Source organism: Catellatospora sp. NPDC049133, assembly GCF_040648455.1.
In the GTDB taxonomy this organism is placed as follows: Bacteria; Actinomycetota; Actinomycetes; order Mycobacteriales; family Micromonosporaceae; genus Catellatospora; species Catellatospora aurea.
The window spans coordinates 34,818-55,740 of sequence record NZ_JBEZDT010000012.1 but is presented as its reverse complement, the minus strand read 5'-3'; the positions used below and the strand labels follow the sequence as shown (position 1 = coordinate 55,740).

Genomic DNA, 20,923 nt, shown 5'->3' with positions numbered 1-20,923 from the left:
CTACGCTGCCGGCCGGGGCGGGCCGCAAATGCGCACTGTACTGGGCTTGCCCGGGTAAGGCCAGCACGCCCCGCCGCTGTCCACATGTCGGGGGCGCGAGCCGGTCACCAGGCCAGCGCAACAGTGTCGTCATGGCAAGGTTACCCGTGCGTGACAGAGCGGCGGCAGCCCGGGGCGTGCCGTTCCGGCCCGTCATCGGCCCTTCACCCGGCGTCCACCGCGGGCGGTTTGGCGTCCTTGCGCTTACGCGCCGTCATCGCCTTCCAGCGGGCCAGGTTGTGCCGGGCGTCCACGAGCGCGTCGTGCCGGGCCGTGGCCGCCTCGGGCAGCGTCGGGCGTCCCTTGTCGTCCCACAGCTGGCGCAGCTCCTTGGTGAACCGCGGAATCGCCCGGGGCAGCGCCACCATCGGCCCCCACAGCTGCGCCAGGCACACGTGGTCGTACGCGCCGTACCAGGCCCACAGCTCGATGGTCTCCTGCGGCCGGCCGGCCAGCGGCTCGGTGAGGAACTCCAGCAGCTCGGTGCGGATGCGCTCGCGCGAGCGCCACGCCTTGTCCGCCGGGGACGGGAGCAGGTTCAGCACGTTGTCGCGCACCCACGGGATGGCCCGCTTCGGGTCGAACTCGGTGGACACGGCGTAGAACTCCCGGCCGAACTCGTCGACCACGCCGATCGAGACCAGGTCGATGGTGACTCCGTCCTCGATGAACTCGCAGTCGTAGAAATAGCGGTAGGCCACGTCTTCCCCTGTCCCTGTGCGGTGCGTCCGGCGCCGTGGGCCCTACCCTGGGCGCCATGACGTTCTCGATCGTCGCGCGTTCGGCCGACGGGGTCGCACACGGGGTCGCCGTAGCCAGCAAGTTCCTGGCCGCCGGGGCAGCCGTGCCCGCCGCGGAGGCCGCCGTGGGCGCGCTGGCCACCCAGTCCTACGCCAACCTGGCCTACCGCCCGCAAGGCCTGGCCCTGCTGCGCACCGGCACCGCGGCGGCCGACGTGGTGGCCGGGCTGACCGCCGCCGACCCGGACCGCGAATCGCGCCAGCTCGGCGTGGTGGGCCGCACCGGCGACGGCGCGACGTACACCGGGTCGGGGTGCCACGGCTGGGCCGGTGGGCGCACCGGTGACGGATACGCGATCCAGGGCAACATCCTCACCGGACCCGAGGTGGCCGCCGCCATGGAGACCGCCTGGCTGGCCTCCGACCCGGCCGGCGCGCTCGCGTACCGGCTGCTGGCCGCGCTGCGCGCGGGCGACGGCGCAGGCGGCGACCGGCGCGGACGGCAGAGCGCGGCGCTGTACGTCGTCGCCCCCGGCCAGGGCTACGGCGGCACCAGCGACATCGTCGTCGACCTGCGCGTGGACGACCACCCCGACCCGTGCGCCGAGCTGGCCCGCCTGCTCGACATCCACACCCTGCTGTTCGGCAAGCCCGACCCGGCGACCCTGCTCCCCCTGCGCGACGCCGTCGCCGACGAGGTCCGCGCCCTGCTGACCGCCCGCGGCCACACCGCGTCCGATCTCGACGCCGCCCTGTCCGACTGGGCCGGCATCGAGAACCTGGAGGAGCGCATGGTCCCCGGCCACATCGACCCCCTGGTCCTCACCCACCTCCGCACCTGCTGACCGTTCACCGCGCATCGCGCGGCGCGAGCCGGGGACGGATGCAGGAGCGGGGTCAGTCGAGCAGGGCGGTGCGGGTCTCGTCGAGGCCCGCTCGGCAGCGGTCGGTGTCCGCAGGGGTCAGGTCGCCGGTGACCAGGGCGTGGGCGTACGCGTCGGCCTCCAGCGCCCAGCGGAAGCGCAGCAGGGTGTCCAGGCTGCCCTCGATCTCGGCGACCGGCACCGGGCCCGCGGCCGCGTACGCCGCCAGCAGCTCCCGCGCCCGGTCCGGGCCGCCCGCGTGCCGGACGGCCGAGGCCACGTCGTACATCAGCGGGCCGAACCCCGCATACCGCCAGCTGACCAGCCCGATGCGACCGGTGTCGTGGTCCAGCCGGAACGCCGCCGGGTGCGGGTCGCCGTGCAGCGGGCCGACCGTGAGCCGATCGGTGATCTGCAGCTTCGTCAGCGCGGTGACCGCGCCGGTGATCGCCGGCCGCAGCCAGCCCGCACAGGACAGATACGGCGCGTCCGGACGCAGCGGATGCCACTCGGCCAGACCCGGATGCCGGAAGCCGGCGAGCCCGCGGTGCGCCGCGCCGAGCCGGTCGCCCCACCACTGCTGGTCCACGGGGTCGGCGCCGTCGAGCGGGCGGCCGGGCACGAAGACGACCAGGGCGAGCACGTGCTCGCCGACGGGCACGCTCAGCGCGCCGTCCGCGGCCCGCACCGGGGCGCCGGTGTCCACGCCCTGCCGGTCGAGATGTTCGGCCGCGGCGAGCCCGGCCTCGAACCGGCGCCGCTCACCGCCCGCCACCAGGACCGCCAGGTACCGCCGGTCACCCACGGCAACCGTCCTGGTCGATGTCGTCGGCTCACCGTCCAGCGGAGTGCAGCCGTCCGGCTGAAGGTGCCATGCCGTACGAAGTGTCGTGCGGATCGTATCGTCAGCCAGCACGGGCGGATTATCACACGTGGCGACACGGTGTCGTATCCGTCGGAGGTGTCTGCGTTACGGCAGATCTGTTGATGGACGGCCTCCGATGGCGACGCACGGAGTGGACGTGGCGGCTCACGCACGCGATGATCTGTCCAGGGTTGCACCGGCCACCACGACCGTGGATGCCGGTGGGGGTGGGAACACGGAAGGGGTAGGCGGTGGAGATTCGCATTCCGGAAGCTGCGGACGCGCTCACCGGGGTCGACATGTTCGCTGGTCTGGAGCCTGAGGTTCGGCAGCGGGTGATCGCCGCGGCGGTGCCCCGCACCTTCCGTAAGGGGCAGCTGCTGTTCGTGGAGAACGACCCCGGCGAGTCGCTCATCGTGCTCAAGCGCGGATCGGTGGCGGTCTTCCGCACCTCTCCGACCGGCGAGCGCGCGGTGCTGTCCGTGATGCGCCCGCCGGACGTGCTCGGCGAGGTGTCCCTTCTGGACGGTGCGGCCCGCTCGCTCTCGGCCGAGGCGCTGGAGGACTGCACCGCGCTGGCGCTGTCGCGTGGCGCGTTCATGGAGCTGGTGCACTCGAACCCGCGCATCCTCGACGCGGTCATGCGCTCGCTGGGCGCGCTGATCCGCCGGCTGACCGAGCAGAACGCCGACCACGTCTTCCTGGACCTGCCCGGCCGCGTCGCCAAGACGCTGGTGCGGCTGGCCGGGGAGAGCCAGGCTCCGATGATCACGATCGAGCTGAACCAGAGCCAGCTGGCCGAGATGGCGGGCGGCTCGCGGCAGAGCGTGAACCAGGCGATCGGCTCCTTCGCCAGCCGGGGATGGCTGCGCACCGAGGGCCGCCGCATCGTGGTGATGGACGTCCCCGCCCTGCGCCGCCGCGCGGGCATGCAGGACCGCTGACGCTCGACAGCTCCACCGATCAAGGCTCCGCCCACACCGGGACGGAGCCTTGATCCGTTGTGGCGCAGGGCTTTCGGCCTCTACTGAACCGCTTTACCTGAACGGGGCCGGGCCCTACTATGGGAGCGCTTCCATTGACGGCTGTCCTCATCGCCCGCGATGTGCCCGCATCGCTGAGGGCGGCCGCGCTCCCAAGGAGACTCCATGTCCCGTTCCCCACGGCGTGCCCTGCTGGCCGCGCTGGCGGCGGTCACGGCCACGCTGGCGCTGGCCCTGCCGTTCGTCGGCTCCCCCGCCGCCCAGGCGGCCGACCCGCGCGACAGCTTCGTCACCCGCTGCGGCATCCGCTTCTGCCTGGACGGCAAGCCCTACTACTTCGCCGGAGCCAACACCTACGACGTGTTCACCTTCGGCTACGACTGGCTGCCCGGTGAGCAGTACGTCGACAAAGCCAAGATCGACGCCCACATGACCCGGCTGCAGAGCGACAACGTCTCGGTGCTGCGGCTGTGGATGTTCAGCCACGAGGACTGGATGGGCTTCGAGGCCGCCGAGGGCGTCTACACCGAGGAGGCGTTCATCCTCTTCGACTACGTGATGAAGTCGGCCCGGGACCACAACATCCGGCTCATCCCGGTGTTCGAGAACTTCTGGGAGGCGTACGGCGGCATCGACAAGCGCCTGTCCTGGGAGGGCCTGCCCACGGGGTACGCCAACCGCTGGCGCTTCTTCAACAAGACCGCCTGCCCCGGCTGCTTCACGCAGTACCGCGACTACGTCACCAAGGCGCTGACCAGGACAAACTCGTTCACCGGCGTGGCCTGGAAGAACGACCCGACCATCCTGGCCTGGGAGCTCATGAACGAGCCCCGCTACCCCGACGCCACGCCCAACGAGAACACCACGGGCACCACCCTGCGGGCCTGGGTCGACGAGATGGGCGCGCTGGTCAAGAGCCTGGACCCGAACCACCTGCTGGGCACCGGCCAGGAGGGCCAGGAGACGAAGTACGGCTACGGCGGCGACTCCGGCGGCCCGTGGACCTACATCCAGTCCTCGCCGTACATCGACTTCACCTCGGGGCACATGTACCCCACCGAGGGCTGGGCCGGCCTGAACTTCGCCTCGGCCCGCGCGCTGCTGCGCCGCTGGATCAGCGACGCGCACACCGTGGTCGGCAAGCCGTTCTTCCTCGGCGAGTGGAACGTGCACGACGACAAGACCACCTGGTGGTCCGAGATGTACGCCGAGATGGAGGCCTCCGGCGGCGACGGCGACGCGTTCTGGTGGTTCCCCGCCAACAGCAACTGCGGCGGCTTCGACTCCGGCCAGGGCTGCCCCGAGCACGCCGTGTTCCGGCAGCACTCGCTGAACATGAAGGCCAAGAGCGGGGTCGTCGACCCGTCGCCGAGCGTCAGCCCGTCCCGCTCGGCGAGCCCGTCGCCGTCGGCCAGCCCGAGCGCGAGCCCCAGCCCGAGTCCGAGCCGCAGCACCAGCCCGTCGCCGAGCGCCTCGCCCAGCCCGAGCGCCGGCCCGAACACCGGGACGAGCTGCCGGGCGGTGTACCGGATCGACAACTCGTGGCCCAACGGCTACAACGCCTCGCTGGTGATCACCAACACCGGCAGCACCACGTTCGCCAACTGGGTGCTGACCTTCACGCTCGGCAGCGGCCAGGTGATCGTCAACGGCTGGAACGGCACGTTCACCAGCAGCGGCGGCACGGTGACGGTCACCGCGCCGGGCTGGGCCCCGAACCTGGCGCCCGCACAGAGCTGGACGGTGAGCTTCACCGGCTCCGGCCCGTCCACCGCCCCGACCAACGTGAAGCTCAACGGGGTGGCCTGCACCGCGAGCTGAGCGAACGGCAGGGGGCGGGCCGGATCTCCCGGCCCGCCCCCTGCGTCAACTCAGGCGGTCACGGCTGCTCGTCGGTCTCCGCGTCCGGGTCGTCGGCCGGCGGCGCGCCGGGGCCCACCCATGCCTTGTCACCGGCGGGCGGCGACCCGGGGCCGACCCACGCCTTGTCACCGGTCGGCGGGGCACCGGGGCCGACCCAGGCCTTCTGCGGCTGGTCGGGCGTCGGCTGAATCTCGGTCATGTTCTCCACCACTCCCTGCTCTTCGAGCTCGGCGAGGGTGACCGCGTCGATGTCCACAAGCTCGCCCACGCCGTGCGCGACCCCGAAGGGGTCGGTCCAGGCGAGCGCCAGTCGCACCAACATCGTTCGGCCTCCCACGTACGACCATCGATCGGTTAGCGTCCGCTGGCGTGCGCACCGGCGGCCCGCCTCCGGCGGGACCCCCCGAACGCCTCCAGCGCCACACGAGACCCCGGCGCGCAGGCCGCGGTCTGTCAGTGCACGAAACTGTAGCCGCGCGGCGGTGTTGGTGCGGACCCCTTGTCGCGTTAGCTACAGCGGTAAGGAAACGACCCGGGCGGTCAGGCCATACTGGACCTCCGGCGACCTGGCGGAGACGTGAAGACCCCAACCTGCGCGCACTGCTCCCGCGCGGCCGGCCCGGACGACAGGTTCTGCGGCGGCTGCGGGGCGAACCTGACCCCACCTTGCGTCCATTGCGGACGTACGGTGGCTTTCGGCGACCTCTTCTGCACCGGCTGCGGCAACCCGCTGGCCGCGGGGCAGGGTCCGCCCGCGCGCGAGGACCGGCGTCAGGTCAGCGTGCTGTTCGTCGACATGGTCGGCTTCACCACGTACGCCGAGCAGTCCGACCCGGAGCAGGTGCGCACCCTGCAGCAGGAGTACTTCAGCGCGGTGCGCCAGGTGGTCCGGCAGTTCGGCGGCGTGGTGGAGAAGTACATCGGCGACGCGGTGATGGCCATCTTCGGCGCGCCGGTCGCCACCGAGACCGACGCGCTGCGCGCGGTCCGGGCCGGGCTGGAGGCGCAGCGGGTGCTGAGCCGCGGGCCGCTGGCCGCCGCGGCCACCTTCCGGGCCGGGGTGGCGACCGGGGAGGCGCTGGTCGACGTGGGCGCCGCCCGCGACGGTGGGCAGGCCATCGTGGCCGGCGACGTGGTCAACACCGCGGCCCGGCTGCAGGCCGCCGCCCCGCCGCACGCGGTGTTCGTGTGCGCCGACACCGCCCGGGCCAGCGCCGACGACATCGAGTACGACGAGCTGCCGCCCCGCACGCTCAAGGGCCGCAGCTCGACCAGCCGGGTCTTCCTCGCGGTGTCCGCGCGGCTCCAGCGGCGCGACCGGGACGAGTCCACCCCGATGGTCAACCGTGACCACGAGCGCGGCCTGCTGGTCACCGCGCTGCACCGGACCATCCGCGACCGCAGCCCGCAGCTGGTCACCGTGTTCGGGCCGGCCGGCATCGGCAAGAGCCGGCTGCTGCGCGAGCTGGCCCGGCACGCCGAGCGCATCCCGGAGACCACGGTGTGCTGGCGGGTCGGGCACTGCCCGCCGTTCGGCGAGAACGTGACCTACGCGGCGCTGGCCGAGATCGTGAAGGCGCAGGTCGGCATCCTCGACACCGACGACGAGGCGACCGCCCGCAACCGGCTGGAGACCGCGCTGCGGGCCATGTGCGGCGAGCTGGAGGCGGCCCGGCTGGGCGACGCGCTCGGCCCGCTGGTCGGTCTGCCCGGCGCCGGGCTCAGTCCGGCCGAGACCGAGTCCGCCTGGCGGCGCTTCCTGCTGGCGATGACCACGGCCAACCCGACCGTGCTGGTCTTCGAGGACATGCACTGGGCCGACGAGGCCATGCTGCGCTTCGTCGAGATGCTGGGCAGCATCGGTCCCGGCGTGCCGCTGCTGGTCGTCGCCACCGCTCGGCCCGAGCTGCGCGAGCGGCGGCCGGGCTGGACCAGCGCGGTCAGCGGCGCGGTCTCGGTGTCGCTGGGCCCGATGCACGACGAGCACATCGCCGCCATGTACCGGCTGATGTTCGGCCAGGCCGTGTTCCCCGCCACCGGGGTCGCCCCGCTGGTGGAGCTGGCCGGCGGAAACCCGCTCTACGCCCACGAGTTCGTGCGCATGCTGGTCGAGCGGGGCGAGTTGCGGCCGGTCGGCGGCAACTGGGCGCTGGCCGACGGCGATGCCACCCCGATGCCGCAGACGGTGCAGGCGGTCATCGCCAACCGGCTCGACCTGCTCGACCCGACGGACCGCTCGGTGCTGCAGGCCGCCGCGGTCGTCGGCACCCAGTTCTGGCCGGGTGCGGTGGCCGGCTCGCTGGGCCTGCCCGTCGACGTGGTGACCCGGTCCCTGCAGCGGCTGCAGCAGCGTGATCTGGTCGCCGAGCACCCGACCTCGGCCATGGCCGGCGAGCCGGAGTACGCGTTCCGCCACGTGCTGGTCCGCGACGTCTGCTACCAGCGGCTGCCGCGCAGCGAGCGGGTCACCCGGCACCAGCGCACCGCCGACTGGCTGGAGCAGATCGCCGACAACCGGGTGACCGACCTCGCCGAGGTGCTGGCCAACCACCGCTGGGCCGCCCACGAGATCGCCCGGACGCTGGGCATGGACCCCGAGCCGTACGCCCCCGCGGCGCGCACCGCGCTGCACCGGGCGGCCCGGCGCGCGTACGCCCTGCATGCCCTGGACGCCGCGGCGACGCTGCTGGACCGGGCGTTCAGCCTGAAGCTGGCACACGACCCGCTGCTGGACCTGTTCGCCGCCGAGCTGGCGCTGTACCGGGCCGGGGACGAGTTCGCCGACGGCGGCGGCGCGCAGCGGCTCGCCGAGCTGGCCGAGGAACTGGACCGGCTCGGCGAGCGGGCCGGCGCCGCGCGGGCGCTGACCCTGCTCGGCACGGTCGCCTGGAGCCGCGCGGACCGGGCCGCGACGCTGGCGCACCTGGACGCCGCCGTGGAGCGCTACGAGGAGCTGCCGGAGACCCTGGAGAAGGCCGAGGCGCTGCTGGAGCTGGCCCGGGTGCACATGATGAACTACGAGACCGAGCCGGCGATCGCCGCCGCCGAGGCCGCGGCCGACATCGCCGACCGGATCGGCCTGGCCGAGGTGCACGCCAACGCCCGCATCACCTCCGCCACGGCGCGCTACATCGCCGGCGATCCGACCGGGTTCAGCGAGCTGGAGCTGCTCACCGAGCACTGCCGGGAGCACCGGCTGACCAGCCGCCGCCGGGCGGTGCAGAACTACGCCTGGGCCTGCCTGGAGGAGGGCGACCTGCCCCGGCACCACCGGCTGCTGGACGAGCAGCGCACCGTGGACATCGCGGGCGGGCTGAGCCTGGCCACGAACTTTCACAAGGAGGCGGCCGACGCCTTCTTCGCCGGGGACTGGGACACCCAGGTGCGCGCCATCAGCGAGACGATGCGCTCCAGCGCGGCCGAGTGGGATGCCATGTCGGTGCTCACCTCGTCCTGGATCCGGGTGTTGCGCGGCGAGCAGCCCGACGACGACGCCATCGAGAAGCTGCTCGACTCCGCCCGCCGCAGCGGGTTCCACCGGGTGCTGCGGGGAGCCGTCGCCCCCGCCGCGCTGTGCCGGGCGCTGCAGGGCCGGGCCGAGGAGGCCTCGTCCCTGCTCGGCGAGCTGGAGCAGGACTGGCAGGCCCGGGTGATGCTGCCGTTCGGCGAGTGGGTGGCGGCCGCGGGGCACGCGGCGGCGCTGCTGGGGGCCGTCGACCAGGAGCGGGTGCGAAACATGCTGGCGCGCTCGCCACGGCGTACGCCCTGGGTCCGGGCGGCCCTGGCCACGGTCGCCGGTGAGCACGTCACCGCGGCCGCCCACTTCGCCCGCATCGGCGACGCCAGCAACCGGATGCTGTCGCTGGCCTGGGCGGCGCGGGCCGGCAGCCTCGACGAGCCCGGCCTGGCCGAACTGCGCGAGTTCGCGGCCCGCTACCGCGCGACGGGCCTGCTGAGCTGAGGACTAGACGGCAGCCGGCGCGGCGTTCTTGATCTTCACGGCGTACGTGTCGACGTACTCGCGGCCGGAGAGCTCCATCACCTCGTACATGATCTCGTCGGTGATCGCGCGCTCGACGAACCGGTCGCCGGCCATGCCCGCATACCGGGAGAAGTCGAGCGGGGCGCCGAAGCGGATCTTCACCCGCATCACCTTGGGGATGAGCTTGCCGGTGGGCTGCACCACATCCGAGTTGAGCATCGCCACGGGCACGACCGTCGCGCCGCTCTCCAGGGCCAGGCGGGCCACGCCGGTCTTGCCCCGGAACAGCCGCCCGTCCGGCGAGCGGGTGCCCTCCGGGTAGATGCCGGCCAGGCCGCCCGCGCGCAGCACGCGCAGCTGGGTGTCCAGGGCGGCCTGGGCGGCGCGGCCGCCGGAGCGGTCCACCGGAATGGTGCCGGTGCCCACGAAGAACATCTTCGTCAGCCAGCCCTTGACGCCCTTGCCGGTGAAGTATTCCGCTTTGGCCACGAATGTGACCTTCCGCTTGACCACCAGGGGCATGAAGATGGAGTCGGAGAACGAAAGATGGTTGCTGGCGAGGATCGCCGGGCCCCGGTCCGGCACATGTTCGAGACCCTCGACCTGCGGCCTGAAGATCAACCGCAGCAGGGGGCCGAGGATGATGTATTTCAGCAGCCAGTAGAGCACTGAGTCCCGTCCAAGTCGATCGGCGAACGTGGTGTGGCGCTTGACGATCCGGCTCGGAGGGGCCGGCCGGGACATACCGTGTTTGTGGCATGCATCGCAGAGCCTACTGCCGGAACACGGGTGTCACGTGTCAGGATTTGAAGCGATGCCCACCGGCCCCACGACGAGCCCCTATCCCGCCAAGGAGTGTGCCAGGTGCCAGCCACGGACGACCCGGACCGCACGCCGGCCGAACCCGCGCGTCCCGGGCCGTCGGGCAACGAGGCGACGCCCGAACAGGTCGACGCGGAGTTCGCCCGCATCGTCGCCGGATTCGACACGCCGCTGACCTCCCGGACCTGGCCCGCCGGCGAGGAGCCGACCGCGGGCCCGACCGCACCGGCCGGCCCGGTGATGCCCGCCGCGGGCCCGATCCTCAACCGCGCGCTGTCCGGCGACCCGAGATCGGTCTCCCCCGGCGACCCGTCGCTGCTCGACTCGCTCGACTCGTTCGGCGGCGGGCTGCCCGACGACACGCCGGAGGAGTTCGTCCCGCCGCCGCCCCCGCCGCTGCCGCGGGTGCCGTTCGCCGCGATCGTCGCCGTGCTGTCGATCGTCTTCGGGTTCGTGCTGTTCTTCGACACCCGGCTGCTGCCCTTCAACGATCGGGTGAGCATGCTGTTCGCGCTGGTCTGCATCCTCGGCGGGGCCACCGCGCTGATCATGCGGCTGCGCCCCGGCGACGAGGACGACGAGCTGCCGCCCGACGACGGCGCCGTCGTATAGGAGAAGCCCGTCGAAGCGGCCGCTCGGTGTTCAGCCTGCGCTTCGCTCCGGCTGAACACCGATTAAGGCCGCGTAGCGGGCTCCGCGTGACTCAGCGCTCCGCATGACTCAACTTCAGTCGGACTTCTCCAGCCAGTCCAGGATCGCGTCGATGGGCTCCCGCCAGCGGGTGTCCAGCATCAGGTCGTGGCCCATGCCCGGGAACAGCAGTGGCGCGCCGCCGTAGCCGCGGGCCACCCGGCGCAGCGCCGTGTCGGACACGATGCGGTCGTCGGGGCTGCCCACCACGAGCACCGGCGGGTCGCCGACCGGCGGCTGCGGGGAGCGCCCGCGCAGCAGCTGCCACTGCGCCCGGGTCGAGGCCCGGCCGAGGCGGGCGGCGTACCCGCGGGAGGCGCTGGTCGGCAGCTCGCGGCTGAACAGCTGCCCGGCGGGCAGGCGCAGGCCGCCGCCGAACAGCGCCGGCAGGCTGAGCATCGGGTTGCGCAGGGCGGTGCCCGCCCCGCCGAAGACCGGCGACAGCAGCACCGCGGCCCGCGCCGGGTAGCGCGCCAGCGCGTGCGCGGTCACCAGGGCGCCGGCCCCGTGCCCCACGATCACCGCGCGGCGCGGCAGGGAGGCTGCCACCTGGGCCACATCGTGGGCGTACGCCCGCAGCGTCGCCTTCGGCGCCTTGGCGCTGTCGCCGTGCCCGCGCAGGCTCACCGCGTACGCCGGGAAGCCCCGGTCGGCGGTGTGCTCCAGCCAGTGCTCGGCGAACACCCACGCGCCGTGGCCGAACCCGGGCACGAACAGCACGGGCGGCTTGCCCTCGTCCACCTCGGGGGTGGCGCGGCGCACCTCACGGCGTACCGCCGCGATCGGGAACGCCCACTCGCGGGCGCGCATGACCTTCACTTCGCCCCCTCCAGGCTGAGTTCGTCGAGCAGGCGCTGGATGGCCTTGAGGTACGTGGTGTGGCTGATCTCGAACCAGTGCCGGGTGGAGTCCTTGACCTTCGCCGTGGTCCACCGCCGGTCCAGGTCGGCCTCCAGCTTGCGCTGCACCGCGACAGCCTTGGCCGGGGACGCCTCGCGGACCCGCAGCATCCGCGCGAACGCCACCATCTGCCAGTGCACCAGCGGGAACAGCCCGGAGTCCGGCTGCAGCAGCCCGGCCACGGCCAGCGTCGGCTGGCGCTTGGGGAAGGCGTGCATGGCCAGCCGCGGGCGGCCCTGGGCGTCGACGCCGAGCAGGTTGCCGTCGATGAACTCGAACGTCGGGTGGTAGCCGGTGGCCAGCACGACCAGGTCCGGCTCGATCACCTCGCCGCCCTTGAGCTCCACGCTGTGGCGGTGGAAGCGGGCCACGTCCGGCACCGGCGCGATCGCGCCGTGTCCCAGGTAGTAGACCAGCTGGCTGTTGACGATCGTGTGCGTCTCGTAGATCTTGTGGTCGGGCTGGGGCAGGCCGAACCGGGTCAGGTCGCCGACGGTCGACTTCAGCGTCCGGTGGGCCAGGAACTGCCGGGCCCGCAGCGGCAGCTTCAGCCACAGCATCAGGTCGTTGACCTGGTCGGCCGGGCGGCCCAGGGTGTACTTGGGCGTGTACCAGTAGCCGCGCCGGGTCGAGTGCCAGCAGCGCGCGGCCTGCTGGGCCGCCTCTACCGCGATGTCGCAGCCGGTGTTGCCCGCGCCGACCACCAGGACCTTCTTGTTGCGCAGCTGCGCCGGGTCCTTGAACTGCGCGGCGTGGATGACCTCGCCCTTGAAGTCCTCCAGGCCCTCGTACTCGGGGCGCTTCGGGGACCAGTTGTGGCCGTTGGCGATGACCACCGCCGCGTACCGGTGGATGCGCTCGCCGCCGTAGCCGCCGGTGCTGCGCGTGGTCACGTCCCAGCGCTCGCCCTCGGCCGGCTCGACCTTGACGACCTCGGTGCCGAACCAGATGTGCGGCTTGAGGTCGAAGTGGTCGGCGTAGTGGTCGAGGTATTCCAGCACCTGGGTGTGCTTGGGGTAGTCCGGCCAGCTGTCCGGCATCGGGAAGTCCGGGAACTGGCTGAACGGCTTCGAGGAGATCAGGTGCGTGCTGGCGTACACCGGACTGCGGTCGTGCCGCCAGTTCCAGGCGCCGCCGACGCTGGTGTCGCGCTCGTAGCAGTCGACGCCGAAGCCCTGCTCCTTGAGGTTCTTCATGGCGGTCAGCCCGCTGGGGCCCGCTCCGATGACGCAGACCGTGCCGCTGCGGTCGTAGACCGGCCAGCCGTCACGCCACGCGGTCGCGGGGGCACCCGACTCGGGATCGCCGTAACCGGCCGAATACGTCACCCACGACCTCCACGACTAGGTAAGACGCAGAGCATCTTTCCCGTTTGCGGCAGAGGTTGTAAAGCGCGGATTCCTAGACGATGTCCACGACCAGGGGGTAATGATCACTGGCCCGATCCGCCGCGTCCGATGTGACGACCTGGTATCCACCCAGCTCGAGCCGGGGGTCGAGGAGGATCGCGTCGATCCGCCGGGTCGGGTTCGGGGTCGGGAAGGTGGGCCGGTCCTCGAGGTCGGCCAGCGCCGCGGCGTCGCCGAGCCGGTCGGTGAGCAGCTGCCAGGAGCCGCCGTCCGGGCACTCGTTGAGGTCCAGCCCCACGATCACCGGGTCGTCCAGCGCCAGCGCGGGTTTGAGCAGTGCGGCCTGCGCCGGCCGCTCGGTGTCGTCGGTCGACAGGTGCGACCCGACCACGGTGAACGGCCCTCGCCCCGGCACCTGCAACCGGGCGAAACACGCCCCGCGCATGTGCCGCCCCGGGGTGAGCGGATACCGCATGCACCAGGTGTCCAGCACCCGCACCCGCAGGCTCGTCATGATCACATTACCCAGGCTGGGCATCCCGCCGACAGCCATGAACATGCCGAACGACTCGGCCAGGTTCGCGCATTTGGTCCGCCACCGCCACCGCCGCGGCGCCTCCTGCACCACCAGCACGTCCGGCGCCACTCCCCGCACCACCCCCGCCAGCGCCCCGAGGTCATCCCGCAACGAATGCACGTTGTACGACATCACCCGCACCGACATGCCGCCCAGCATGCCCCACCCCCACCACGATGATCATGAAGTTATGGCCATGACACGCCGTCGAGCCTTGCCATAAGTTCATGATCACCGCGGTACGGCGGGTGGGGTCAGAGGCGGGCGAGGTCGGCGGCGCCGACGAGGCCGGCGACGTTGCCCATCTTGGCGGCGCGGAGTTCGGCCACCGGGAGGCGGCCTCGCTGGGCGAGGCTGTCCAGGTAGGACTGGCGGGCCGGGGTCATCAGGAGGTCGCCGGCGTCGATGACGCCGCCGCCCACCACGAGGACCTGCGGGTCCAGGATCTGGACCAGGTCGGCCAGGCCCTGGCCGAGCCAGTAGCCGATCTGGCTGAAGGCGTCGATCGCGACCTCGTCGCCGGCCTGGGCCGCCGAGGTGACGATCGGGCCGGTGATGTTCTCGACCTTGCCGTCCGCCTTGCCCAGCAGCAGCGCCGCCCGCTCCGGCTCGGCCTGCGCACCCGCGCGGGCGAACCGGACCAGGGCGTTGCCGCTGGCGTACTGCTCGATGCAGCCGTGCCGGCCGCACCCGCACACGTGCCCGTCGGGCACGGCGAGCATGTGGCCGATCTCGGCCGCGATGCCGTGCGCGCCGCGCACGAGACCGCCGCCGAGCACGATGCCGCCGCCGATGCCGGTGCCGACGGTGAACATCACCATCGAGTCCTCGGCGTCGGCCGCCGCGCCGTAGCGGAACTCCGCCCACGCCGCCACGTTCGCGTCGTTCTCCACCACCACGGGCAGGTTCACCGCCTTGGCGACGTAGTCCCGCAGCGGCTCGTCGCGCCAGGCCAGGTTCGGTGCGAACAGCACCGTCGACCGGGTCGCGTCAATCCATCCGGCGGCGCCGATGCCGACCGCGTCCACCTTGTGCTCGGCGGACAGATCCTTCACCACATCGATGATCACGTCCCGGGTCGCGGCTACGTCGCCGGCCGGGGTATCGCGACGACATGTCGCGATCACGGTGCCGTCAGGATCGACCACACCGCCGAGCACTTTCGTGCCACCGATGTCCACGCCGATGGTGAGTGCCACGGCCGAACCCTTTCTTGCTGGGCTTGCCGGCGGTGACGCTTTTGGGGAGCCCACGCCGTTCTACTGGGCAACACCCTAACGCCGGAAGTACCGCCGCCGAGCGTCGCCCGCCGAAGATCGGTCTCACAACTCCGGCGGCGGGTGCGGCTCCGCCTTCCGGACGGCCTTTTTTGCAGCCTTAACCCGTCCGGGTGACGCGGAGGTTTCCGACTCGGGAACAGCCTGTGTCGGGTTAGTGACAACTTTCTTGACGATCTTCTTGACCGCTTTCTTGGCCGTCGGCCGTGCCGCCGGGGCCTCCCCCGTCGCGTCGCCCTCGGCGGCGGCCTCGGCGTCCGCGGACGGCGCGCCCGGGTGGGCCGTGGCGTCGCGCCAGGCGGCGTCGCCGGGCCGGTGTGTGGACACGCTGCGCAGGAAGCTGGCCAGGCCGGCGGCCAGGTCGCCGGCCCCGGTCGCGACCCGCTCCACCAGTTCCGGATCGGGGTCGCGCACGGCCGCGATCACCTTGCAGAGTGGACACACACAGCACTCGGGCGAACCCGTGGCCAGGTGCGGGTTGGCGTTGGCGGCCAGCGTCGCGGCGGCGAGCACCGCCGCCACCAGCCGCTCCGCCTCCTCTCGGGCCGTGCCCGGTGAGATGTCCATGCTCAGGCCGCCTCGACCTGCTTCTTGAGCTCCTTCAGAGCGGTATCCATGATCGCCTTCTCGGCCTTCTTCTTGAACATGCCCAGCATGCCGATCGAGAGGTCCACCGACAGCGTGTAGGTCACCGTGCAGGTGCCGTCGCCGTTGTCGGTGATGTCATAGGACCCGTCCTGCGCCTTCTGCATCTTGGACGGTGCGACCAGGTGCCACTCGATCCGCGAGATGTCCTCGGCGTAGTCGTAGTGCAGCGTGTACTCGTCCTGCACGATGCCCGCGTCGATGACGAAGCGCACGGTGGCCGGATAGCCGTCCTCGTACTCCTCGAGCACCTCAGCGGCCTTGATGGCCTGGGTCCACCGGGGATACGAGGGGTAGTCGCAGATGACCTCGGCGATACGGGCCGGGTCCGCGTTGATCACGATCGACTGGGAGGAGGAATCCGCCATGAACAGCAGGCTACCCGTACCGGTCGGGGCCGGGCCGACCCGCCACGACGGCGCGATGGCAACCCGTCGGAACAGGGACAGCGTTTGCAGAGAGCCCGGGACGACGTTCTACAGTGCCGGGGGCGGCAGCGGCACCTGCCGCCGGGCGGCGCGAAGGCGCCAGGTGCCCGAACGAGCAGCTCAAGGAGCACGTGGTGCGGCAGTTTTCGCAGGCCCCGGCGGTGATCGTCGATGACGTCGACCGCTTGACCGACCCCGTGTGGGACAACGCGGCACAGACACCCCAGCTGGTGCAGTTCTCCCGCCGCGCCGGCTCCGGGTGGGCGGACGTGACCTGCGCCGAGTTCCACGCCGAGGTGGTCGCGCTGGCGCGCGGCCTGGTCGCCGCGGGCGTGCAGCCCGGCGACCGGGTGGCCCTGATGAGCCGCACCCGGTTCGAGTGGACGCTGATCGACTACGCGATCTGGGCCTGCGGCGCGGTGACCGTGCCGATCTACGAGACCTCCAGCACCGAGCAGGTGCAGTGGATCCTGGCCGACTCCGGCGCGGTGGGCTGCTTCACCGAGACCCCGGCGCACACCGCGACGGTCCGCGAGGCCGCGCCCGCGCTGCCCCGGCTCTGGCAGATCGACGGCGGCGACCTGTCCACGCTGGTCACCCGGGGTGAGGGCGTCGACGCGGCCGAGATCGACGTGCGCCGCAAGTCGGGCAGCGCCGACGACCCGGCGACCATCGTCTACACCTCCGGCACCACCGGGCGGCCCAAGGGCTGCGTGCTGACGCACCGCAACATGCTCTCCGACATCGGCAACGCCATCCCGGCCCTGGACATTCTGTTCCAGGAGGGCTCCTCGACGGTGCTGTTCCTGCCGCTGGCGCACGCGTTCGCGCGGCTGCTGCAGATCGGCGTGGTGCAGGGCCGAGTGCGCACCAGCCACACCGCCGACGTGAAGAACCTGGTCGACGACCTGGGCGCGTTCAAGCCGACGTTCCTGCTGAGCGTGCCGCGGGTGTTCGAGAAGGTCTACAACAGCGCCCGGCAGAAGGCGTACGCCGGCGGCAAAGGCGCGATCTTCGACAAGGCCGAGGCCGTCGCGATCGCGTACAGCCAGGCCCTGGAGACGCCCGGCGGCCCCGGCCTGAGCCTGCGGATCAAGCACACCGTCTTCGACAAGCTGGTCTACGGCAAGCTGCGGGCGGCCCTGGGCGGGCGCTGCCACAGCGCGATCTCCGGCGGCGCGCCGCTGGGCGAGCGGCTGGGCCACTTCTTCCGCGGCGTGGGGCTCAACGTGCTGGAGGGCTACGGCCTGACCGAGACCTCGCCCGCGATCACCTTCAACCGGGCGGGCTCGCAGAAGATCGGCACGGTCGGCCAGCCGCTGCCCGGGGTGACCATCGCCATCGCCGACGACGGCGAGATCCTGGCCCGCGGCGAGGTCATCTTCCCCGGGTACTGGAACAACCCCGCGGCCACCGCGGAGGCGATCGACGCCGACGGCTGGTTCCACACCGGAGATCTGGGCTCGCTCGACGACGACGGCTTCCTGCGCATCACCGGGCGCAAGAAGGAGATCATCGTGACGGCGGGCGGCAAGAACGTCGCGCCCGCCGTGCTGGAGGACCGGGTCCGCGCCCACGCGCTGGTCAGCCAGTGCATGGTGGTCGGCGACCGGCAGCCGTTCATCGCCGCGCTGGTGACCATCGACCCCGAGGCGCTGCCGGGCTGGCTGTCCGGACGCGACCGTCCGGACACGCCCGTTTCGTCGCTGGTCGACGACGCCGACCTGCGCGCCGAGATCCAGGCCGCGATCGCCGAGGCCAACAAGGCGGTCTCGGCGGCCGAAGGCATTAAGGTCTTCACGATCCTGCCCCGTGACTTCACCGAGGCAACCGGAGAGCTGACCCCGTCGCTGAAGGTCAAGCGCGCGGTCGTGATGAAGGAGTACGCGGAGGAGATCGATGCCATCTACCGCCGCTGAGCGCCCGAAGCGCCGCCTGCTGCGGCGCGTCCCGGCCTCACAGCTGATCGCGGTCGCCGTTCGCGGCACCATGCTCCTGCTGGTGGGCGTGCTGATCATGGCCGCCACCAAGGACTGGTCGGAGCTGCGCTGGGTCGCCCTGCTGGCGCTGGCCGGGCTGCCGGGCGTGCTCACGCCCCGGCACAACGTGCTCGCCCCGCTGGGCCGGTTCGCCGAGACCGTGCTGGTCGGCCTGGGCGCGAGCGCCGTCGCGCTGGCCGCCGACCAGATGTACTCGCTGTCCGACGGAGCGGGGGCCTCGGCGATCCTGCCGTACCTGGCCGTGCCGATCACCGCGGCGATGCTCAACCACCGCCCGCTGGAGTCGGCCGGGCTGCTCAGCGCGGCCGCGCTGACGCTGACGGTGGCGGGCTGGCTGACGGTGCTGCCCGACGGCACCCGGCAGCTCAGCCACTTCGGCTACCTGGCGGCCTGCGCCCAGTGGCTGATCCTGGCCGCGGTCGGCACCATCACCACCGGCGCGATGCAGCGGGCCGCGCTGATCCGCCGCACGCCCCAGCCGTACGCCGAGGCGACCCGCCTGCTCACCCAGCTGCGCCAGGTGGCCCGGCAGCTGCCCGGTGCGACCCTGGACCCGGGCAGCATCGCCGAGCACCTGCTGGAGGAGCTCCGCCCGATCGGGCGGCCGCAGCGGGCCGCGGTGCTCGCGGCCAGCGGCGCGGGCCGCCTGGTGGTGCTCGCCCAGTTCGGGGTCGAGGCCGACGACACCTCGACCCGGGCGGCCTGGGAGACCAGCCTCGACGCGGACTCGGCCATCGCCGACGCCTGGGCCAGCCAGCAGCCGCAGATCTCCGGGCGCTCCCAGCTGCGCTCCTTCGACCAGACCGGCCCGGTCTCGGCCGTGGTCGTGCCGCTGATCGCCGGCGTGCGCACGGTGGGCCTGGTGGCCTTGGAGCGCGACGGCACCAACGGCTACCCGCCGGCGCTGACCGGCCGGATCGTCTCCGCGGCCACCCCGGCGGCACTGCGGCTGGAGGCCGCGCTGCTGTTCGAGGAGGTGCGCTCGATAGCCACCAACGAGGAGCGCCAGCGGCTGGCCCGCGAGATCCACGACGGGGTCGCCCAGGAACTCGTGATGATCGGGTACGGCGTGGACAACGCGCAGGCCACGCTGCCCGAGGAGGCCAAGGACACCGCCGAGGAGCTGCGGGTGCTCCGGGCCGAGATCACCCGGGTGATCACCGAGCTGCGGCTGAGCCTGTTCGAGCTGCGCAGCGAGGTGGACCGGCACGGCGGGCTCACCGCCGCCATCGCCGAGTTCGCCCGCATCTCGGGCAACCAGGCCGGGCTGAAGGTGAACCTGTCGCTGGACGAGGCGGGCCGGCTGCCCGCCTCGATCGAGTCGGAACTGCTGCGGATCGCCCAGGAGGCGATCACCAACGCCCGAAAGCATGCGAATGCCGCGAACCTGTGGGTGACCTGCACCGTCGACCCGCCGTACGGCCTGATAGAAGTGTCCGACGACGGTCGGGGCATACCCGATGAGCGTACCGACGGACGCTACGGTCTTGCGATCATGGCGGAGAGGGCGGAACGTATCCGGGGCCGACTCGAGATCAGGCCTCGGGACCCGGTGGGGACGACCGTCGCCGTGGTCGTGGGCGGTTCCTCTCGACAAGAGGGCCGGGCGACGCGATAACGTGTGTCACCCGCACAGCCAGAGCGCGGGTGCCAGAAGGGGAGAAAAGCGGGCATGTCAACCAGTACTGTGCCGACAGGGCGCACCAAAGTCCTGCTCGTCGACGATCATGACCTGATCCGCAAGGGGCTTCGCCACGCCTTCGAGCGGGACCGCCAGTTCGAGGTCGTCGGCGAGGCGAGCACCGCCGCCGAGGCCGTACGCCAGGCCGGCGCCCTGCACCCCGACGTCGTGATCATGGACCTCCGCCTGCCCGACGGCAGCGGCCTGGAGGCCACCCGCACGCTGCGCAAGTCCAGCTCGACGATGGGCATCGTGGTGCTCACCATGTACGCGGGCGACGACCAGCTCTTCGGCGCGCTGGAGGCCGGCGCGAGCGCGTTCGTGCCCAAGACCGCCCCGGCCGACGAGGTCGTCGCGGCGGCCCGCCACGCGGCCAGCGCCCCCAGCGCGTTCACCGCCGCCGACCTGGCCGAGGCGATGAAGCGCCGGCTCACCCCGAGCGGCCCGCAGCTGAGCCCGCGCGAGGGCCAGGTGCTCAAGCTGCTCGCCGAGGGCATGAGCGTGTCCGGCATCGCCAAGCAGCTGTTCGTCAGCGAGTCGACCGCCAAGACGCACATCTCGAAGCTGTACGAGAAGCTGGGCGCCGCCAACCGCGCCCAGGCCCTGATGACCGCGCTGCGCCTCGGCCTGCTGCAGGCGCCCGACGCCCCGAACCTGTCCTGATGGGCAGGCACGCGCACGCCAGCGGTGACGAGCTGCTCACCGACTGGCGGACCGACCGGCTGGGTGCTGCCCGGCGCGGCGACAACCCCCTCGTCATGGCCAAGCTCAACAGCGGCTACGCCGTCTTCGGCGACACGCAGCACCTGCCGGGTTACTGCGTGCTGCTGTCCGACGTGGACAACGCCGACCACCTCACCGACCTGACCCGCACCCAGCGGGCGGACTTCCTGGCCGACATGGGCCTGCTCGGTGAGGCCGTCTTCGCCGCCTGCAACGGTTTCGACCCCGCGTTCCGCCGGCTCAACTACGAGATCCTCGGCAACTCGCTGCATCACCTGCACGCGCACATCCACCCCCGCTACTCGTGGGAGGCGCGCGAGTTCCGCGACGCTCCCGTGTGGCGGTACCCGAACGAGGTGCGTTTCGCCGAGGAGCACGACACCCTCGTCTCACCGAAGGCGGAGGAGTACGACCAGCTCCGCGAGGCCATCACGGCCGAACTGGCCAGGCTGGCCTGAGCCGACACACCCGAAGGGGGTCCGACCGCGGTGCGGTC

At 72.1% G+C, this 20,923-nt stretch carries 19 protein-coding genes; 9 read left to right on the top strand and 10 right to left on the bottom strand.

The genetic code is table 11. The features are described 5' to 3' along the window. Positions 1-203 precede the first annotated feature (203 nt). A complete protein-coding gene (locus AB0B35_RS15820) occupies positions 204-740 on the bottom strand; it encodes a polyadenylate-specific 3'-exoribonuclease AS (protein WP_360537338.1) in 537 nt (178 codons plus the stop codon). Positions 741-796: 56 nt separating this feature from the next. Here AB0B35_RS15820 and AB0B35_RS15815 point away from each other — a divergent pair, with 56 nt between their 5' ends. Further along, complete coding sequence (locus AB0B35_RS15815) at positions 797-1,624, top strand: DUF1028 domain-containing protein (protein WP_361045589.1); 828 nt, start codon at positions 797-799, stop codon at positions 1,622-1,624. 52 nt (positions 1,625-1,676) lie between these two features. Here AB0B35_RS15815 and AB0B35_RS15810 read toward each other — a convergent pair whose 3' ends face one another. Further along, positions 1,677-2,558, bottom strand: a complete 882-nt coding sequence (locus AB0B35_RS15810; RefSeq protein WP_361045587.1) for a phosphotransferase — start codon at positions 2,556-2,558, stop codon at positions 1,677-1,679. 200 nt (positions 2,559-2,758) lie between these two features. On the opposite strand from AB0B35_RS15810, the gene AB0B35_RS15805 reads away from it, so the two are divergent. Next, positions 2,759-3,451 carry a Crp/Fnr family transcriptional regulator gene (locus AB0B35_RS15805; protein WP_120316161.1) on the top strand — a complete coding sequence of 231 codons (693 nt, stop codon included), beginning with the start codon at positions 2,759-2,761 and terminating at the stop codon, positions 3,449-3,451. Between the two features lie 204 nt (positions 3,452-3,655). Beyond that, positions 3,656-5,311, top strand: coding sequence for a cellulose binding domain-containing protein (locus tag AB0B35_RS15800; RefSeq protein ID WP_361045584.1), 1,656 nt, complete (start codon positions 3,656-3,658; stop codon positions 5,309-5,311). A 58-nt stretch (positions 5,312-5,369) separates the two neighbouring features. Here the strand turns inward: AB0B35_RS15800 and AB0B35_RS15795 are convergent, their stop codons facing one another. After that, the gene (locus AB0B35_RS15795) at positions 5,370-5,675 is read right to left on the bottom strand and encodes a hypothetical protein (RefSeq protein ID WP_361045581.1); all 306 of its coding nucleotides are present in this window, start codon (positions 5,673-5,675) and stop codon (positions 5,370-5,372) included. A gap of 255 nt (positions 5,676-5,930) precedes the next feature. Here AB0B35_RS15795 and AB0B35_RS15790 point away from each other — a divergent pair, with 255 nt between their 5' ends. Further along, the gene (locus AB0B35_RS15790; protein ID WP_360537328.1) at positions 5,931-9,314 is read left to right on the top strand and encodes an AAA family ATPase; all 3,384 of its coding nucleotides are present in this window, start codon (positions 5,931-5,933) and stop codon (positions 9,312-9,314) included. Positions 9,315-9,317: 3 nt separating this feature from the next. On the opposite strand, the gene AB0B35_RS15785 is transcribed toward AB0B35_RS15790, so the two are convergent. Next, a complete protein-coding gene (locus tag AB0B35_RS15785) occupies positions 9,318-10,004 on the bottom strand; it encodes a lysophospholipid acyltransferase family protein (RefSeq protein ID WP_361045578.1) in 687 nt (228 codons plus the stop codon). Between the two features lie 195 nt (positions 10,005-10,199). Here AB0B35_RS15785 and AB0B35_RS15780 point away from each other — a divergent pair, with 195 nt between their 5' ends. Further along, positions 10,200-10,769: a DUF308 domain-containing protein gene (locus AB0B35_RS15780; protein WP_361045575.1), complete on the top strand. Its 570-nt coding sequence runs from the start codon at positions 10,200-10,202 to the stop codon at positions 10,767-10,769. Between the two features lie 114 nt (positions 10,770-10,883). Here the strand turns inward: AB0B35_RS15780 and AB0B35_RS15775 are convergent, their stop codons facing one another. The 6 genes from AB0B35_RS15775 to AB0B35_RS15750 all read right to left on the bottom strand — a co-directional run bounded on the left by AB0B35_RS15775 (position 10,884) and on the right by AB0B35_RS15750 (position 15,963). After that, positions 10,884-11,657, bottom strand: coding sequence for an alpha/beta fold hydrolase (locus AB0B35_RS15775; protein WP_360537370.1), 774 nt, complete (start codon positions 11,655-11,657; stop codon positions 10,884-10,886). A 5-nt stretch (positions 11,658-11,662) separates the two neighbouring features. Further along, on the bottom strand, positions 11,663-13,075 hold the full coding sequence (locus tag AB0B35_RS15770) for an NAD(P)-binding domain-containing protein (protein WP_361045573.1): 1,413 nt from the start codon (positions 13,073-13,075) through the stop codon (positions 11,663-11,665). 73 nt (positions 13,076-13,148) lie between these two features. Further along, positions 13,149-13,820 carry an endonuclease/exonuclease/phosphatase family protein gene (locus AB0B35_RS15765; RefSeq protein WP_361045570.1) on the bottom strand — a complete coding sequence of 224 codons (672 nt, stop codon included), beginning with the start codon at positions 13,818-13,820 and terminating at the stop codon, positions 13,149-13,151. A 107-nt stretch (positions 13,821-13,927) separates the two neighbouring features. Next, on the bottom strand, positions 13,928-14,872 hold the full coding sequence (locus AB0B35_RS15760; RefSeq protein WP_360537318.1) for an ROK family glucokinase: 945 nt from the start codon (positions 14,870-14,872) through the stop codon (positions 13,928-13,930). A gap of 123 nt (positions 14,873-14,995) precedes the next feature. Continuing rightward, the gene (locus AB0B35_RS15755; protein ID WP_361045567.1) at positions 14,996-15,517 is read right to left on the bottom strand and encodes a hypothetical protein; all 522 of its coding nucleotides are present in this window, start codon (positions 15,515-15,517) and stop codon (positions 14,996-14,998) included. Positions 15,518-15,519: 2 nt separating this feature from the next. Further along, positions 15,520-15,963, bottom strand: a complete 444-nt coding sequence (locus tag AB0B35_RS15750) for an SRPBCC family protein (RefSeq protein WP_203687919.1) — start codon at positions 15,961-15,963, stop codon at positions 15,520-15,522. Between the two features lie 194 nt (positions 15,964-16,157). Here AB0B35_RS15750 and AB0B35_RS15745 point away from each other — a divergent pair, with 194 nt between their 5' ends. Genes AB0B35_RS15745 through AB0B35_RS15730 form a run of 4 tightly spaced genes read left to right on the top strand, consistent with a single transcriptional unit; the run spans position 16,158 to position 20,885 of the window. Then, positions 16,158-17,942 (top strand): AMP-dependent synthetase/ligase, encoded by a 1,785-nt coding sequence (locus tag AB0B35_RS15745; protein WP_361045564.1) that lies wholly within the window; start codon positions 16,158-16,160, stop codon positions 17,940-17,942. Beyond that, entirely contained in the window at positions 17,923-19,641 is a 1,719-nt protein-coding gene (locus AB0B35_RS15740; RefSeq protein ID WP_361045561.1) for a histidine kinase, read from the top strand. Before AB0B35_RS15745 ends, AB0B35_RS15740 begins: the two co-directional genes overlap by 20 nt. A gap of 54 nt (positions 19,642-19,695) precedes the next feature. Then, a complete protein-coding gene (locus AB0B35_RS15735; RefSeq protein WP_120316171.1) occupies positions 19,696-20,367 on the top strand; it encodes a response regulator transcription factor in 672 nt (223 codons plus the stop codon). Further along, positions 20,367-20,885: a diadenosine tetraphosphate hydrolase gene (locus AB0B35_RS15730; RefSeq protein ID WP_361045558.1), complete on the top strand. Its 519-nt coding sequence runs from the start codon at positions 20,367-20,369 to the stop codon at positions 20,883-20,885. Before AB0B35_RS15735 ends, AB0B35_RS15730 begins: the two co-directional genes overlap by 1 nt. Positions 20,886-20,923: the final 38 nt, after the last annotated feature.